The following is a 15,180-nucleotide window of genomic DNA, read 5'->3' on the forward strand; positions in this document are numbered from 1 at the left end:
CGCGACCGGGCATCCGGCCATCGGCGCCGGGCTCGTCACCGGGTGACAGCGGCATGCTCACGAGGCTCATGGGTCGATTCTTCCTCCGAACCGCTCACGGGCGAAGAGCTCGGGCGGCTCGGCCACCAGATGCGATCACCGACGAGGGCGAAGATCGCGGGAACGATCACGGTGCGAACGACCAGCGTGTCGACGATCACTCCGACTCCGACGATCAGCCCGAGCTGGCCGAGCGTGACCAGGGGCAGCACTCCCAGCGCGGCGAAGACGGCTGCCAGCACGATGCCCGCGCTGGTGATCACACCGCCGGTGTGGGTGACCGCCTCGACGATGCCGGTGCGCGTGCCGTGCTTCGCCGCCTCGCCCCGGGCGCGGTGCACGAGGAAGATCGTGTAGTCGATGCCCAGCGCGACGAGGAACAGGAAGGCCAGCAGCGGCACCTGCAGGTCGAGAGCATGCTGGCCGAGCAGCACCCGGCTGAGCCACGAGCCGGCGCCGATCGCGGCGACCGCGCTGGCGAGGTTGACCAGAAGCAGCAGCACCGGCGCGACGACCGATCGCAGCAGCACGAGCAGCACGATGAAGCTGACGGCGAGCACGAGCGGGGCGATCAGCAGCAGGTCCTGCTGGTTGCCGGTGCGGGCGTCGAGATCCGTCGCGACGGCGCCGCCGACCAGGGCATCCGCGCCGGGCACGTCGTGCACGGCGTCGCGCAGCTCGGCGATCTGATCGAGGCTGTCGGTGGTGCTCGGGGCGTATTCGCTCGTGACCATGAGCTTCGTCAGCGAGCCGTCGGCCGTCTCGCCAGCCGGATGCGCCCGCACCACGCCCTCGACGTCGTCGATCGCGGTGAGCACGTCGTCGGCGTGGTCGCTGTCGGCGACGATGAGGATCGGCTGCGCCTCACCGGCGGGGAAGTGCTGCGAGAGCACCTCGAGGCCGGTGGCCGACTCGGACTGCACGCGGAACTTCTCGATCTGGTCGAGTCCGACAGAGGTGCCGATGAGGCCGGTGGCCATGACGGCCAGCAGCGCCACGCCGCCGATCAGGCTCAGGGCGGGCCGGTGCACGACCCGCGTGGCGAGTGCGCGCCAGGCGCGACCCTGCGTGCGGGTCTGGCCGGGGCGCGGCACGAACGGCCAGAAGATGCCGCGGCCGCACACCGCCAACAGCGGCGGCAGTAGGAACAGCACGGCGGTCAGGGCGATCAGCAGGCCGATCGCGCTCGACACTCCCAGTCCGTGCGTGCCCGGGATGACGGCGAGCACGAGGGCGAGCAGCGCGAGCACGACGGTGACGTTCGACGCGAGGATGGCGGGCGCCGTCCGGCGCCACGCGATGCTCAGGGCGTGCCGGTGGTTCTCGGTCTCGAGCAGCTCCTCGCGGTAGCGGGAAATGAGCAGCAGCGCGTAGTTCGTGCCGGCACCGAAGACCAGCACGCTGATGATGCCGGCATCGAACTGCAGGTTCCAGGCCGATCCGGCTGCCGCGGTCATCCGCCCGGCGAGGCCGTCGGCGAGCGCGACGACGATGAGCGGGATCAGCCAGAGCACCGGGGAGCGGTAGGTGATGATCAGCAGCACGGCGACGATGAGGATCGTCACGAGCAGCAGCGTGAAGTCCGCGCCCTCGAAGGCGGACGCCACGTCGGCGCCGAACGCGGGCCCGCCGGTCACCTGCGAGGTGAGTCCGTCGATCGGCTCCTCGGCGAGGTCCGCGCGGATGTCGCCGACCACCTCCGCCGTCGCGGTGTTCGTCTCGCCGACGGTGATCGGGGCGACGAGCAGGGCTGCCTTGCCGTCTTCACTCACCAGGGGGCCGGTGGCATCGGCATCCGTCCGCTCGTCGAGCACGGGCAGCAGATCCTTCAGCCCGGCGAGGTCGGCGTCGGTGAGCGCCGCCCCATCGTCGCGTGTGGTGACGACGAGCACCGACTGCCGACCCGCGTTCGGGAACTCGTCGAGAAGCGCGCTGGTGCGGGCGGATTCCGAGTCCGGCGGCGCCGCGGCATTGCCCTCCGGGGCCTTCGCTGAGCCGAACGCGCCGAACAGCAGCACCATCACGAGCAGGGCGAGACCGAGCGACACCCACGCGCCTCGGCGCGAGGTCAGCCGGTCGGAGAAGGAGGGGCGAACCGCAGAATCTGGCATGACATCCACTCCACCAGCGCGGCGCGCGGCGCACATCGCGAGCAAGGGTGAAGTGCATGTCAGCCGAAAGGATGAGACGCCGCGGGTTCGGTCGCGCGCGGTCGCGCGCGGCGTGCCCGCAGGTGCCGAATGGCCGCCTCGCGCGGAGCGAGACGGCCATACGGGACCAGTGAGCTGGGCGGGCGGATGCCCACGAGCTGGACGGGCGGATGCCGGATGCCGGCACCAGCGAGGGTCAGCGCTTCAGGTTGGTGAGCTCCTGCAGCACCTCGTCGCTGGTGGTGATGATGCGAGCGTTCGCCTGGAAGCCGCGCTGCGCCACGATGAGGTTGGTGAACTCCTGGGACAGGTCGACGTTCGACATCTCCAGAGCGCCGCTGATGATGCCGCCCATGCCGTCCTGACCGGCCTGCCCCACGGTCGCCTGACCCGAGTTCGCGGTCGGGCGGAACTGCGACGATCCGGTCTTCTCGAGGCCGCCCGGGTTGGTGAAACCGGCAAGAGCGACGCGTGCGAGCACCCGTGATTCGCCGTTGCTGAACGTGCCCATGAGGCTGCCGTCTTCGGTGAGCGCGTACGACGACAGCGTGCCGGCGGGCCGACCGTTCTGCTCGGTGACGGCGACGGTGCTGACGTTGCTGAAGCCCGTGAGCTTCGACAGGTCGACGGCGACGCCATTCGAGGTGATCTCCTTCGGGCCGGTCAGCCGGCCGTCGGTGAGGGTCAGAGAGATGGTGTTCCCGCCCGACGCGACGTCCCAGCCGCCGGCAGTGCGCGTGAAGGTGAGACGCAGCGTGGTCGCGTTGCCGCCATCGTCGTAGACCTGGATGTCGCGGACGAGCTGAGCGTCCTCGGCGGTCTCCGCGGGCAGGTTTCCTGTTGCACCGGCGCGGGTCGTGCCGACGGCGGGCACCACCGCGCCCACCGGCAGCGTGATGCTGCCGAGCGCCTGGCCGCCGGTGATCACGCCGTCCTGCGCGGTCCAGCCCTGCACGAGGGCGCCGTCCGCGCTGGTGAGCCGGCCTGCGGCGTCGAACGAGAACCCTCCATTGCGGGTGTAGAGCGTCTCGCCGCCGGAGCGCACCATGAAGAATCCGTCACCGGCGATCATCAGATCGGTCGGCACGCCGGTCGGCTGCGGGGCGCCGGAGGAGAAGTTGGTGCGGATGCCGGCGAGCTGCGCGCCGAGACCGACCTGGGCCGGGTTCGATCCGCCGGCGTCGGCGCGCGGACCCATCGAGTTCTGCACGAGCTGCGAGAGCGAGTCCTGGAACTGCACGGCGGACGACTTGAACCCGACCGTGTTGACGTTGGCGATGTTGTTGCCTGTGACGTCGAGCATGGTCTGGTGGGTGCGCAGACCGGAGATCCCGGAGAAGAGCGAGCGGAGCATGGTGAGCCTTTCAGGAGGAGGTGAGAGTCAGGCCGGAGAGGGCATCGAGCGGGACGTTCTCGTCGCCGATCGTGACGAGGGGGACGGGGCCGGCGAACGACACCGAGGTGACGACGCCGGTGTGCGAGACGCCGTCGGCGTCGACGTACTGCGCTTCGCGGCCGATGAGCGCTGCCGCCGTGTGGCGCATGCTCAGCGCGAAGCTCTCGGACGTCATCGTCGTGAGCTGGGTGAGCTGCTCCATCGAGGCGAGCTGTGTGGTCTGCGCGATCATCTCGTTGGTGTTCATCGGCGAACTCGGGTCCTGGTTCGACAGCTGGGTGACCAGCAGTTTCAGGAACACCTCGGAATCGAGCGTCTTCTTCTGTGTGGCAGGGGGTGTGGTGCTGCCGGTGTGCACACCGCTGGCGGTCGCGACGGGTTCGACGGAGGGCATCGTGCTCCTTATCTGTCAGGCGTACACGTCGATGCGCGAATGCGCTGACGAGGGGTCGGTGGCGGCGAGCGGGCGCGTCTCGCCGACGGATGCCGCAGCCGGTGCGTTGCGGGTGTCGGCAGAACCGGCAGCCGGGCGCTGCTGATCGCCGCGTGCCTGGGCGTCGCCGCGCGACTCGGCCCCGGAGCGTCCGGAGTCGGGGCGCGCCTGGGCGTCGGGCGACGACCCAGAGACGCTGTCGCGCGAGGACACGTCGACGGATGCCCCAGGGGCGGCGACCGAGAGGTCGCGACGCAGGTCGGTGAGAATCACACGCAGGGCATCGCGGCCGGCGTCCGAGGGGGAGTGCAGTTCGAGGCGGATGCTGCTGCCAACGATGTGCGCGCGGACAGTGACCGGTCCGAGATTCTCGGGAGAGACGGTCAGGGTGATGCTGTGCTGCCCCTCCGGCGACCGGGCGAGGGCGATCACCGGCCCGGTGAGCTGCGGCAGCAGCGCGGGGCGGGCGGAGCCGGCGGCCGAGGTCGCTTCGGCTGCCGACGTGGCGGCCAGAGGAGCGGATGCCACGGTCGCGGCGGACGAGATCGCTGCGCTCTCGGCGCTCTGGACGCCGGTTGCGCCGTGCAGTCCGGCGCCGCTCTGACCGGCGCGCGCGGCGCGCTGAGGGTCCGCGAGCTGAGCCGAGGAGAGGGCGTGTGCGCCCGACGGCGAGGCCGCGGGGTCGCTCGCTGACGACGTCGATGCCTGAGCCTGCGAAGCCATCAGGGCCTCGGCTCTCGCCTGCCCCGCGCGCTCCTCACCGGCCGAGCTCTGGCCAGCGGACGTATGTGCCGGGGTTCCCACGCCCGCGGCCGATGTCTGAGCCGCTATCGGCATCTGACCCTGCCCGCGCCGGGTGGCCCCGGCATCCGCGTTCGCCTCGCCTTGTGCGTCGGGCGCAACCTGAGCTGCAGGGCCGGCCACAGGCGCAGGGCCGGTCGTTCCGGGTGGGCTGTCCGCCCGCGGCCGCCGGTCACTGCCCGCAGCCGCGGTGACGGCATCGACGCCCGCCTGAGTCGGGACCGCTGATGTCGCGCTCGCCGGGTTGCGCTCGAGAGCCTCTGCACCGTCGACAGTCGTTGCGCCGACGGTCGGCGGCTGATCCGGTGACGTCTCGGGCTCGATGTTGCCCGGCACACTTGCAGCGCCGGTACCGGTCGAACCGAGCAGTGCCGCAATCGCGAGCTGCGAAGCGCCGGCTTGGTCGTCTGCTGGAGTGGTGCTCGAATCACTCCGCTGTGTGACCGATCGCTGCGACGTCGACCCCCGCGTGCCGAGATCGCCCGGTGCCTCCGCCTCCCGGATGGCTGCGGCGAAGCCCTCTGCCGACCCGCCGGTGGCGCGCGGCGGGGAGGCGATGCCTCCGGCGGAGGAGGGCGGGACCGCGATCGGCAGGCTCATGCGTCCCCCTCGGCTCCGCGACGCAGGGCGATCTCGTCGAGTTCGTGCTGTTCGGCGCGCAGCGCGTCGGCCTGCATCCGGGCCAGGTGAGCGGCGGCCAGTCGATCGAGACCGCGCACCTCGCGGCGCACCTCGCTGTGGGACGACTGGGCATCCGACACGGCCTGCTGCTGCACCTGCGCGAGTGATTCGAGGTCGGCGAGCATGCTGCGACCGGCCACGCGAGCGGCAGCCATCGCGGCCAGAGAGCGCACGTCGACGGCATCCGAGTCGGTCGCTGCCAGCGCGGCGCGCAGGTGACGCTCGCGCGTACGGGTCTGGTTCTCTTCGATCACGGCGCGCGACAGCTCCTGCGCGGCCGCGCGCTCTTGAATCGAGCGCACGCGCAGCAGTCCGGCGAGCGAGAACGAGCGGGTCATCAGACACCTCCGAGATCTGCGACGAGTCGCTCCAGTCGCTGCCAGGCCTCGCCCGGTGTCGTGATCTCGTCGAGCTGCTGCGTCAGGAAGTCTGAGATGGTGCGTTCGTGGGCGATCGCCGCGTCGACCTTCGGGTTGGCCCCCGGCTGGTAGGCGCCGATGTCGATCAGGTCGTTCGCCGACCGGCGTGCCGCGAGCACGGCCCGCAGCGTCGTCGTCGCGGCGCGCTGCTCGGCCGAGGTGATCTTGCCCGCGACTCGTGAGACCGATGCCAGGACGTCGATCGCGGGGTGGTGCCCCGACAGCGCGAGGGCACGATCGAGCACGACGTGCCCGTCGAGGATCGAGCGCACGGCGTCGGCGATCGGCTCGTTGTGGTCGTCGCCGTCGACGAGAACGGTGTAGATGCCGGTGACCGAGCCGCCCCGGTCTGTGCCCGCCCGTTCGAGCAGCCCGGCGAGGATCGAGAAGGTCGACGGCGGGTAACCGCGCGTCGCCGGCGGCTCGCCGGCAGACAGACCGATCTCGCGCTGAGCCATCGCGACACGCGTCAGTGAGTCCATCATGAGGATCGCGTGCGCGCCCTGGTCGCGGAACCCCTCGGCGATGCGCGTCGCCGTGTAGGCCGCACGGATGCGCGTCATCGCCGGCTGATCGGACGTCGACACGACGACGACCGAGCGTGCCAGTCCCTCAGGTCCGAGGTCGTCTTCGAGGAACTCTCTCACCTCGCGTCCGCGCTCGCCGACGAGCGCGATCACCGTGGCATCCGCTTCGGTGCCGCGAGCGACCATCGACAGCAGGGATGACTTGCCCACACCCGACCCGGCGAACAGGCCCACGCGCTGGCCGCGCCCCACGGCGATCAGCGTGTCGAGCACGCGCACCCCGAGCGGAAGCTGGGTCGTGATCCGGTCGCGCCCGAGAATCGACGGCGCGGCATGATCGAGGTCGACCATCGGCGCACCCAGTGGGCCCTTGCCGTCGATCGGGCGCCCCAGACCGTCGAGCACCCGGCCCAGCAGGCCCGATCCGATCGGCACGCGCAGGCGCCCGCCCTTGCTGCGCACGGGCATGCCGCGGGTCAGTCCCGATGTCGAGGCGAGGGGCATGCAGCTCAGCCCGTCCGGTCCGGTCGCGACGACTTCGGCATCCACACCGTCTCCGAGCTCGACCAGATCGCCTACAGCGCCGTCGATGCCGCGCACCTCCACTCCGAGGCCGCGCACCCGGGAGACCGTGCCGATCCTCTCGGGACGGGCGGCGTCGAGCACTGACGCCCAGGCGCTCACGGCGACACCTCGTCGAGGGCGCGCCGCGCGCGCGCCAGCGCCGCGTCGATCCGGGCGTCGACGATGCCGTCGTCGAGCACGACCAGCGCGTCGCCGGCGGCGAGCGCGCCGTCGACAGCGATCGAGAGTCCGGACGGAATCGCGTCGTGCCCGCGGAGCAGATGCTCGTCGGCGGCACTGAGCCGCACCTCGACCGGCCGCTCGCCCTCGCTCGCGGACAGGGCTCGGCGCAGTGCGCTCAACGCCGCGAAGTCACGATCGGCCAGCGCCTCGCCGACGATGGCCTCGGCGAGCTCCACCGCAAGCGCCGAGATCCTTCTCTCGTCCGCCTGAGCGAGGGCGTCGGCACGCGCCGACACCGCAGCGGCTGCGGACTCGAGTGCGTTCAGGGCGGATGCCAGGGCGCGAGCAGCCTCGGCATCCGCCTGCTCCCGCTCTGCACGGGCCACCGCAGCGGCCGTCGCCGCCTCGGCAGCGGCCACCCGGAATCCCTCGGCGTGCCCGTCGGCATAGCCGCGCTGCCGAGCCCGACGCCGCTCGGCGTCGGCGTCGGCGTCACGCAGACGAGGGAAGACCGCGGGGGCGAAGGCGTCAGTAGACATATTCGTCCTCGTCGGCGCGCTGCACCGAGATCTCACCTGCGGCCTCCATGCCGCGCAGCATGTGCACGATCTCGGCACGCGCCTCCTCGACCTGAGAGATGCGCACCGGACCGAGGCTGCGGCTCTCGAAGTCGAGGTTCTCGCGGTTGCGCTCCGAGACGTTGCGGCGGATCACCTCGGCGATGCCCTCGTTGGCGCCCTTCAGGGCGAGCGCCAGCGTGCGGATGTCGACGCCGCGCAGCACGCGCTGCGCATCCCGGTCGTCGAGGCGCACGATGTCGGCGAAGGTGAACATGCGCGAGCGGATGTCATCTGCCAGTGAGCGGTCGCGGTTCTCGATGCTCTCGAGCAGTGCCTTCTCGATCGCCGCATCCGACCGGTTGATGATCTCGACCAGCGGCTCGACGCCGCCCAGGCGCTCGGGAGCATCCCGCGTCGCGAGCAGCCCGGTGCGTGCCTTGAGCGACTCGGCGACGATCGCGATGGCATCCTGGGTCGCCGTGCCCATGGTCGCGATCGCGTGCGCGACGTCGGTGCGGGCCGATTCGGGCAGAGCCGCGAGCACCGCCGCCGCCCGATCGGTCGGAAGATGCGCCAGCACCAGCGCGACCGTCTGCGGAAGCTCGCCGTCGAGCAGACCCGCGACCTGGGCGGGGTCGGCCGCGGTGAGGAAGTCGAATGCGGAGTTCGTCGAGCCGACCCGGCCCAGCAGCGCGGCCGCGCGCTCGGAGCCGAATGACGCCTCGAGCAGGCTCGCCGCGATGTCGCGCCCGCCGCGACCGGGAGGCAGGTGCCCGGCGGCGATCCGCTGGAAGTCGCCGAGCGCCTGCGCTGTGGTCGACGCATCCAGGCTCTGCAGACCGATGATCTCTGCCGTGATGGCTTCGGCTTCGGCTTCGGACAGGTGCTTCATCACTTCGATCGCCGCGACGCGGTCGATGTTCATCAGAACGACGGCGGCCTTCTGCCGTCCGCTGAGAGTCTTCATACGCCCGCCCGATCCGAGAGCAGGGTGCGCAGCAGCTCGGCGGTGCGCTCGGGGTCTCGACGGCTGAGCGTCTCGATCTCACCGCGACGGCGCTCGAGGCTGACCTGGGCGGGTTCCGCCTCGATCTCGAGCTCGGGCAGCACCTCGGTAGCCGGCAGGGGTGCCGGATCGGGGGCGGTCAGCGGCAGCGGCACGGTGAGCGGTGACTCGAGAGGCGCGGCACCGGCGTAGGCGGCCACAGACGGAGCGCGCTCTCCGAACATCGCGTCGAACTCGTCGGGTTCGCGGGCCTTGCGGCGTGCGCGCACGATCAGGAAGATGACCACGGCCAGCAGGGGTGCCGCGATGGCGACGACCGTCAGCGCGGTGCCGAGCAGGGCCATGCGCTGCTCGTCTTCGGCCGCCTTCATCGCGGCGTCGAGGGCCGCCTGGGCGGCCTTCGCATCCTGCTGGCTGAACGGCACTATCTCGACGGTCAGCTGATCGCCGCGGGTGCGGTCGATACCGGCGGCGGCCGCGACGAGGTCGCTGAGCTGGCCCGAGCCGATCTCCTCCCCGACTCCGGCGTCGACGGCGACCGACACGGACTGCCGGGTGATGGAACCCGCCGGCGTGCTGGTCGTCTGCGTGGCCTTGTTGACGAAGTTGTTGCGGGTCTCCTCGGTGACCTCGTAGCTGCCGTCACCGTTCGAGGGCACCGCGATGTTGTCGGGGCCGAGCACTCCGGCGCCGCCCTGGCTGCCGGTGCCCGTCTCGGTGCGCGTGTGCTCCGATGATGAGGCACCGCCCTCGATGGGGGTGTAGGTCTCTTCGAGCCGCTCGTTGACCGACCGGTCGATCTCGGCGACGACGGTGACCGTCGCGTTGCCGGGCCCGACGACCTTGTCGAGCAGCTCCTGCACGCTCTGGGCGACGCGGGCTTCGTAGTCTCCCGCCTGACGGTCGACCCCGCCGGTGGCGCCCACGCCCACCGACGAGAGGGTGCGTCCGTTCTGGTCGACGACGGCGACGTTCTCGGGCTTCAGGCCGCTCACGGCCGCCGAGGTGAGGTGCACGATCGCCTCGATCTGCGTCGCCGTGAGCGCAGAGCGGCCCGTCTCGATGAACACCGAGGCCGTCGGGTCGACGGTCTCGGAGACGAACACGCTCTCCTCGGGAATCGCGAGGCGCACCGACGCGGCCGAGATGCCCTTGAGCGACGAGATGGTCGCGGCGAGCTCGCCCTCGATGGCGCGCTTGTACGCCACCGACTGCTGGAACTCCGAGGTGGTCACGCCGAGGTCGTCGAGCAGCGAGTAGCCGTCCGAGCTGTCGCTCGGCAGTCCGGATGCCGCGGCGGCCAGTCGCTGGTCGTACACCGCCGCTTCGGGCACCAGCACCGTCGCGCCGCCGTCGGTCAGCTCGTACGAGACGGATGCCGAGCGCAGCTGCTCGACGACCGCGTTCGCATCCGAGGCGCTCAGTCCCGTGAACAGCGGCGTCATGGTCGGGCGCGACGCCCAGCTGAGCAGCGCCGCGATGCCCAGCGCGAGCACGGCGAGGCCGATGATCGCGATGGTGCGCTGCGCCATCGTGAAGCCGGCGATCGCCTTCCGCGCTCGCTGGAACATGCTGGTGACCGCGGTGGGCATCAGGCCTGCATCCGCATGATCTCGTTGAACGCGTCGACGCCCTTGTTGCGCACGGCGGCGACGAGCTCGAGGGTGACGGCTGCGCGGGTCGACGCGATCATCGCCGAGTGGATGTCGTCGAGGTCACCCGTGACGGCGGCGACTTTGAGAGCGTCGGATTCCGACTGCAGACCGCGCAGCTCGTCGATGGCGCCGGTGATGCTGGTGGCGAACGACCCGTCGCCTGCGCTGCGGGTCGGCGCGGTGGTCAGAGACGTGGGCAGCGCAGACGACAGGGCGTCGATGCTTGAGATCGGGTCCATCAGCTGCGTCCGATCTGCAGGGCCGCCTCGTACGCGTTGCGGACTCGGTCGACCGTGCCCGCGCTCGCCTGGTAGCCGCGCTGCGCCATGATCAGCTGGCTCATCTGGTCGCCGAGGTCGATGTCGGGGTAGCGGACGTAACCGTCGGCATCGGCGAGCGGGTGATCGGGCTGGTGCACGAGGCGCCCCTCGGCGCTGCCGAGCTCGGTGCCCGCCACGTACACGCCGGGGGAGGAGGTGCTGTTCTCGACCGCGATGTAGCGCTGCTGGAACGCAGGAGCGGCAGGGGTGACCGCGGTGTTGATGTTGGCGATGTTGTCGCTGAGCGCATCGAGCCACTTGCGGTGCGCGGTCAGTCCGGTGCCGGCGATGCCGATCGCGTCAAAGGTCATGACGTCCTCATCGCTGCGCGCAGTGACGAGAACGAGCCGTTGATCGCCTGCGTCGCGAACTGGTAGCGCAGCATCGTGTCGATGCTCGAGAGCGTCTCGGTGTCGAGATTGACGTTGTTGCCGTTGAGTCGGGTCGGCTCGAGCGATTCGCCGACGGTGGCGGATGCCCGGCCGTGGCCGGCCCTCACGGCGTCGGCCAGTGCGTCCTCGAACTGCACGCGCTTGGCGTGGTAGTCGGGGGTGTTGATGTTGGCGATGTTGTCGGCGATCGCGCGCTGGCGCAGCGAGAGGCCGTCGAGCGCGCTCGAGAGCGCGGACATGGTCACAGAATCGAACACGAACCGGCTTCCATCCGTCGGTGAGGTGAGGCCTATCCGTGGCCGATTCTTGCGAGCGCTCCCTGCTCGTCAGGCTCTATCGACCGACCGCATGGATTCGTTAGTCGTGTCACCCGACGACATCGAGATACGCCGAGGCGTCGGCACGGGCATCCGGAACACGACGCAGCGTCACGAGCTGGTGGGCGACGGCGTCCTGCTGGCGGCGGATGTCGGCGATCCGATCCTGCTGCCGCAGCAGCAGGGCACGAGCCCGATCGGCGAACTCCGCCGGCATCGGCGTCGTGGGCGGATGCCAGGGCTCGGCTATAAGCTCGGCGTCATCGAGCTCGCGTTCGAGACGGTCGAAGAACGCGGCCCATTCCGTGCCGCTCATGCCCGGGCGGCGACCGTCGACTCGGCCGGCGTCATCGACTCGGCGGCAGCGTGCCACGCCTCGCGCAGCGGGGCGACCAGCTCGGCGCAGGCGCGGGTGCGCTCGGGATCGCGGCCGATGTTGGCGCCGATGAGGGTCTGCGTGAGGAAGGTGTAGATGCCGCGCAGCCCGGCGCTGCCCTCCCACGTGTCGGTGAGCGAAGAGGTCAGCTCGGCGACGATCGACTGCGCGTGCTGAAGCTGCGTGTTCGCCTCGGCCCAGTCGCCGGCGCGCTGCGCGGCTTCGCCGCGCTCGATGTCGAGCAGAAGTCGGTCGTACAGCATGGTCAGCAGTCGTTCGGGGCCCGCCGAGAGGATGGCGAGCTCGCGGTAGCGCTGCTGCGCCTTGAGTGCTGCGTTCATGTTCACGATCCGTTCTGCTTCGGCGTCAGCGCCGAGAGCTGCGAGGTCAGATACGACGACTGGGACTGCATGCGCGACAGCTGCACCTCGAGCTGCGCGTAGGTGCGCTCGAGGGTCGCCTTGCGCTGCGCGAGACGGACGTCCCAGCGGCCGATCTGCTCGCCGATGGCGTCGACCTCGCCCTGCTGGCCGGTGATGCGCGCGGTGAGCAGGCCGTCGTGCTTGTCGGAGTACGTCTCGGCGACGTCCTGCACGCGTTCGACGACACCGGCGAACAGCCGCGCCACCCGCTCGGGATCCTCCGCCAGCGCGGCGGTGTACTTCGCCTGGTCGAAGGACAGCACGCCATGCCGATCCACCGAGATGCCGATGCTCGAGGGCGAGACGTCGTCGACCGGATACTGCACCGCGTCGGCGAGAGCGCGTCGCAGCGCACGCACCGTGCTGTCGCCGGTGAACACGCCCAGCGTGGTCGTCTCTCCGGCACCGCTGGGGACAGTCGCCGTCGAGCCGTTGTCGATGCGGGTGAGCAGCGAGGCGAGCTGCGAGATCAGGTCACCGGATGCCTTCGCCTGGGCAGACGCATCGCGATTGACCCCGATCGTGACGGGATCGGCGGGCTTGGCTGTCACGGTGATGTTCACGCCGGTGAAGAGGTCGGCGAAGGTGCCGGTCGAGGACGTCACGACCTGCTCGGCGGCGGTGCCGGCCCACAGCCGGAACTGAGCGTCCGCGCCGGTGGTGATGGTCGCAGCCCCCGGTTCGGTGGCGAGGTCGGTGGAGGTGCCGGCGTCGACGGATGCCATATCACCGCGATCCACGCGGAACGCGCCGGCGGCACCGGTCTCGGCGGCCGACAGCTGCAGGCGGTAGAGGGGTGATCCCTCGGCATCCGCTCCCGCGGAGACCGCACGAGCGGTGATGCCGAAACCCGCCGCGGAGATCGCCTTGGCGACGTCCTGGGGGGAGGAGGAGGCCGCAGTGACCACCACCCGCTCGCCGGCGGAGTTCTGCAGCGTGAGCACCGGCGGCTCGTCCGGCCACGCCGCGTACGCGGCGGTGACGACGGAGTGGCGCTGCGCGACGCGGTCGACGACGATCTCGGCGGTGACCGGTTCGGCGTCCTTGGTCGCGGTGACGCTGACGCCGGACGCCGAGGACGTGGTGGCGAAGCGCGCCATGGCGCCGGGCGCGAGGGCCGCCTTCGCCTTGGTGGCGATGTCCTGCAGCGAGGTGTTCAGCGACTGCAGGTTCGAGATGATGACGCCCTTGTCGGTCATCTTCGACTTCAGAAGATTGCGGGGGATGGCGTTGACGTCCATCAACGACTTGATGAGCTCGGTGGTGTTCAGGCCCGACACCAGACCGTCGAGTGCGATTCCCATGGGAGCCTTTCGAAGGGAGTGACCCCGGGTGAGCGTTCGGGTCGCTCACCCGGGGACGGTCGATCAGCGCAGCAGCTGCAGAACGCCCTGGTTGGCCTGGTTGGCCTGGGCCAGCATGGCGGTGCCGGCCTGCGACAGGATGTTCTTCGCCGTGAACTTGACCATCTCCGCCGCCATGTCGGTGTCGCGGATGCGGCTCTCAGCAGCCGACAGGTTCTCCGCCGACACGTTGAGCGAGTTGATCGTCGACTCGAAGCGGTTCTGGATCGCACCGAGGTCGGCGCGCGCAGCCGAGATGTCGGTGATCGCGCCGTCGAGCTTCTGGATCGAGAGCTTTGCAGCTCCAGCGGACGAGAAGTCCAGACCACCAGTGACGGGAGCGCCGGCCGTGATCGTCGTCACGTTATCCGAAGTGGAGGTGGCCGCGTCAACCGTTGCGCCGTCATTCGCGCGCACCGTGTAACCCGTTGCCACACCGTTCGCGTCCTTCACGACAGTCGCGGTGAACGACTGCGAGAAGTTGGCGTCCGCGTTCAGCGCGGCGACGAGCTCGTCGCCGTTGGTGATGGTCTTGGTGCTGAGGTCGACGGTCACGGTCTTCTCGACGGCAGTGCCAGTGCCGGCGGTGAACGAGAAGGACCCCATGCCATCGATGGCGCCAGATGTGGTGTCATCGAAGTCGAACCGGGTGCCGGTCGCAGCCAGGGTGCCGTTCTTCAGATCCGCTGCGAGCGTCTTCACGTTCGCGGACGTGAGGTTGACGCTGATCTGACTTGCGTTGTCGCCGTTCGCGCCGACCTGGAAGGACAGGCCCGACTTCGAGCCGTCCAGCAGGTTGATGCCGTTGAAGTTGGTCGAGTCCGAGATGCGGGTCAGCTCGTCGAGCAGCTGACCGGCCTCCTTGGTGATCGCGGCGCGCGACTCGGTGTTGTTCGAGTCGTTACCGGCCTGCACCGCGAGGTCGCGCACGCGCTGCAGGATGGAGTGGACCTCGGTCAGGGCGCCTTCTGCGGTCTGGATGACCGAGATGCCGTCCTGGGCGTTGCGTGCCGCGACGTTCAGACCGCCGACCTGCGCACGCAGGCCCTCGGAGATCGCCAGACCTGCGGCGTCGTCTGCAGCGCGGTTGATGCGCAGACCGCTCGAGAGCTTCTCGAGCGACTTCGACAGGTCGTTCTGCGTCGACGACAGGTTGCGGTAGGCGTTGAGCGCCGACACGTTGGTGTTGATCTGCATACCCATGTTGTGTTCCTCCGTGATGGGATTCGTACGAAGCCCGTCCGTGGGCTTCACGGTCACCTATCGGCGGATACGACGAGGGCGTAAGTCGTCAGGTCGCGACCGGCTCCGGCGCCGCGAGGGCACGGGCGATGCGCGCCCCGCCGGTCTCGGCGATGCGCGCGAAGAACCCTTCGCGCACCGACGCGGAGACCCGCGAGGACGTCGGTGCCTCTTCTCCGTCGCGGTAGTACCGCTCCAGGGCATCCCGCAGCAGACGGATCGCCTCGGCGCGCTGCTGCGACACGGCCGAGTGCGAGACGCCCAGTTCTTCAGCGATCTCCTTCACGGGGCGCTCGTCGATGTGCACGGCGTGCACGATCGATCGCATCCGCTCAGGCCTGTCTCTTATACACA

At 70.2% G+C, this 15,180-nt stretch carries 17 protein-coding genes; all 17 read right to left on the bottom strand.

Annotated elements, in window-relative coordinates; genetic code table 11:
• Positions 1-35 precede the first annotated feature (35 nt).
• On the bottom strand, positions 36-2,150 hold the full coding sequence (locus BFN01_RS11590) for an MMPL family transporter (protein ID WP_071644510.1): 2,115 nt from the start codon (positions 2,148-2,150) through the stop codon (positions 36-38).
• A gap of 235 nt (positions 2,151-2,385) precedes the next feature.
• Positions 2,386-3,543 carry a flagellar hook protein FlgE gene (locus tag BFN01_RS11595; RefSeq protein WP_071644511.1) on the bottom strand — a complete coding sequence of 386 codons (1,158 nt, stop codon included), beginning with the start codon at positions 3,541-3,543 and terminating at the stop codon, positions 2,386-2,388.
• Between the two features lie 10 nt (positions 3,544-3,553).
• Positions 3,554-3,979 carry a flagellar hook assembly protein FlgD gene (locus BFN01_RS11600; protein WP_071644512.1) on the bottom strand — a complete coding sequence of 142 codons (426 nt, stop codon included), beginning with the start codon at positions 3,977-3,979 and terminating at the stop codon, positions 3,554-3,556.
• A 15-nt stretch (positions 3,980-3,994) separates the two neighbouring features.
• Positions 3,995-5,419, bottom strand: a complete 1,425-nt coding sequence (locus tag BFN01_RS15230) for a hypothetical protein (protein ID WP_143187230.1) — start codon at positions 5,417-5,419, stop codon at positions 3,995-3,997.
• A complete protein-coding gene (locus tag BFN01_RS11610; RefSeq protein WP_071644514.1) occupies positions 5,416-5,838 on the bottom strand; it encodes a hypothetical protein in 423 nt (140 codons plus the stop codon). The genes BFN01_RS15230 and BFN01_RS11610 overlap by 4 nt, the downstream gene beginning before the upstream one ends.
• On the bottom strand, positions 5,838-7,130 hold the full coding sequence (locus BFN01_RS11615) for a FliI/YscN family ATPase (protein ID WP_071644515.1): 1,293 nt from the start codon (positions 7,128-7,130) through the stop codon (positions 5,838-5,840). Before BFN01_RS11615 ends, BFN01_RS11610 begins: the two co-directional genes overlap by 1 nt.
• The gene (locus tag BFN01_RS11620) at positions 7,127-7,732 is read right to left on the bottom strand and encodes a FliH/SctL family protein (RefSeq protein ID WP_071644516.1); all 606 of its coding nucleotides are present in this window, start codon (positions 7,730-7,732) and stop codon (positions 7,127-7,129) included. The genes BFN01_RS11615 and BFN01_RS11620 overlap by 4 nt, the downstream gene beginning before the upstream one ends.
• The gene (fliG, locus tag BFN01_RS11625; protein WP_071644517.1) at positions 7,722-8,720 is read right to left on the bottom strand and encodes a flagellar motor switch protein FliG; all 999 of its coding nucleotides are present in this window, start codon (positions 8,718-8,720) and stop codon (positions 7,722-7,724) included. Before fliG ends, BFN01_RS11620 begins: the two co-directional genes overlap by 11 nt.
• The gene (gene fliF, locus BFN01_RS11630; protein ID WP_071644518.1) at positions 8,717-10,351 is read right to left on the bottom strand and encodes a flagellar basal-body MS-ring/collar protein FliF; all 1,635 of its coding nucleotides are present in this window, start codon (positions 10,349-10,351) and stop codon (positions 8,717-8,719) included. Before fliF ends, fliG begins: the two co-directional genes overlap by 4 nt.
• A complete protein-coding gene (gene fliE / locus BFN01_RS11635; RefSeq protein ID WP_071644519.1) occupies positions 10,351-10,653 on the bottom strand; it encodes a flagellar hook-basal body complex protein FliE in 303 nt (100 codons plus the stop codon). The genes fliF and fliE overlap by 1 nt, the downstream gene beginning before the upstream one ends.
• Complete coding sequence (locus BFN01_RS11640) at positions 10,653-11,045, bottom strand: flagellar basal body rod protein FlgC (protein WP_071644520.1); 393 nt, start codon at positions 11,043-11,045, stop codon at positions 10,653-10,655. Before BFN01_RS11640 ends, fliE begins: the two co-directional genes overlap by 1 nt.
• The gene (locus BFN01_RS11645) at positions 11,042-11,383 is read right to left on the bottom strand and encodes a flagellar basal body protein (RefSeq protein ID WP_071644521.1); all 342 of its coding nucleotides are present in this window, start codon (positions 11,381-11,383) and stop codon (positions 11,042-11,044) included. Before BFN01_RS11645 ends, BFN01_RS11640 begins: the two co-directional genes overlap by 4 nt.
• A gap of 109 nt (positions 11,384-11,492) precedes the next feature.
• Positions 11,493-11,759, bottom strand: coding sequence for a hypothetical protein (locus BFN01_RS11650; protein ID WP_071644522.1), 267 nt, complete (start codon positions 11,757-11,759; stop codon positions 11,493-11,495).
• The gene (gene fliS / locus BFN01_RS11655) at positions 11,756-12,160 is read right to left on the bottom strand and encodes a flagellar export chaperone FliS (protein ID WP_071644523.1); all 405 of its coding nucleotides are present in this window, start codon (positions 12,158-12,160) and stop codon (positions 11,756-11,758) included. The genes BFN01_RS11650 and fliS overlap by 4 nt, the downstream gene beginning before the upstream one ends.
• Before the next feature lie 2 nt (positions 12,161-12,162).
• A complete protein-coding gene (fliD, locus tag BFN01_RS11660; protein WP_071644524.1) occupies positions 12,163-13,545 on the bottom strand; it encodes a flagellar filament capping protein FliD in 1,383 nt (460 codons plus the stop codon).
• A gap of 63 nt (positions 13,546-13,608) precedes the next feature.
• Positions 13,609-14,787, bottom strand: coding sequence for a flagellin (locus BFN01_RS11665; protein ID WP_071644525.1), 1,179 nt, complete (start codon positions 14,785-14,787; stop codon positions 13,609-13,611).
• 88 nt (positions 14,788-14,875) lie between these two features.
• Positions 14,876-15,180 (bottom strand): sigma factor-like helix-turn-helix DNA-binding protein (locus BFN01_RS11670; RefSeq protein WP_143187231.1); only part of this gene is annotated, 305 nt, incomplete at its 5' end.

Source organism: Microbacterium sp. AR7-10, assembly GCF_001878835.1.
In the GTDB taxonomy this organism is placed as follows: domain Bacteria; phylum Actinomycetota; class Actinomycetes; order Actinomycetales; family Microbacteriaceae; genus Microbacterium; species Microbacterium commune.

What these genes read in the sequence shown, in the direction of transcription:
- BFN01_RS11590 (WP_071644510.1), bottom strand. Translation starts at nt 2,150, where the DNA reads ATGCCAGATTCTGCGGTTCGCCCCTCCTTCTCCGACCGGCTGACCTCG.
- BFN01_RS11595 (WP_071644511.1), bottom strand. Translation starts at nt 3,543, where the DNA reads ATGCTCCGCTCGCTCTTCTCCGGGATCTCCGGTCTGCGCACCCACCAG.
- BFN01_RS11600 (WP_071644512.1), bottom strand. Translation starts at nt 3,979, where the DNA reads ATGCCCTCCGTCGAACCCGTCGCGACCGCCAGCGGTGTGCACACCGGC.
- BFN01_RS15230 (WP_143187230.1), bottom strand. Translation starts at nt 5,419, where the DNA reads ATGAGCCTGCCGATCGCGGTCCCGCCCTCCTCCGCCGGAGGCATCGCC.
- BFN01_RS11610 (WP_071644514.1), bottom strand. Translation starts at nt 5,838, where the DNA reads ATGACCCGCTCGTTCTCGCTCGCCGGACTGCTGCGCGTGCGCTCGATT.
- BFN01_RS11620 (WP_071644516.1), bottom strand. Translation starts at nt 7,732, where the DNA reads ATGTCTACTGACGCCTTCGCCCCCGCGGTCTTCCCTCGTCTGCGTGAC.
- fliG (WP_071644517.1), bottom strand. Translation starts at nt 8,720, where the DNA reads ATGAAGACTCTCAGCGGACGGCAGAAGGCCGCCGTCGTTCTGATGAAC.
- fliF (WP_071644518.1), bottom strand. Translation starts at nt 10,351, where the DNA reads ATGCCCACCGCGGTCACCAGCATGTTCCAGCGAGCGCGGAAGGCGATC.
- fliE (WP_071644519.1), bottom strand. Translation starts at nt 10,653, where the DNA reads ATGGACCCGATCTCAAGCATCGACGCCCTGTCGTCTGCGCTGCCCACG.
- BFN01_RS11640 (WP_071644520.1), bottom strand. Translation starts at nt 11,045, where the DNA reads ATGACCTTTGACGCGATCGGCATCGCCGGCACCGGACTGACCGCGCAC.
- BFN01_RS11650 (WP_071644522.1), bottom strand. Translation starts at nt 11,759, where the DNA reads ATGAGCGGCACGGAATGGGCCGCGTTCTTCGACCGTCTCGAACGCGAG.
- fliS (WP_071644523.1), bottom strand. Translation starts at nt 12,160, where the DNA reads ATGAACGCAGCACTCAAGGCGCAGCAGCGCTACCGCGAGCTCGCCATC.
- fliD (WP_071644524.1), bottom strand. Translation starts at nt 13,545, where the DNA reads ATGGGAATCGCACTCGACGGTCTGGTGTCGGGCCTGAACACCACCGAG.
- BFN01_RS11665 (WP_071644525.1), bottom strand. Translation starts at nt 14,787, where the DNA reads ATGGGTATGCAGATCAACACCAACGTGTCGGCGCTCAACGCCTACCGC.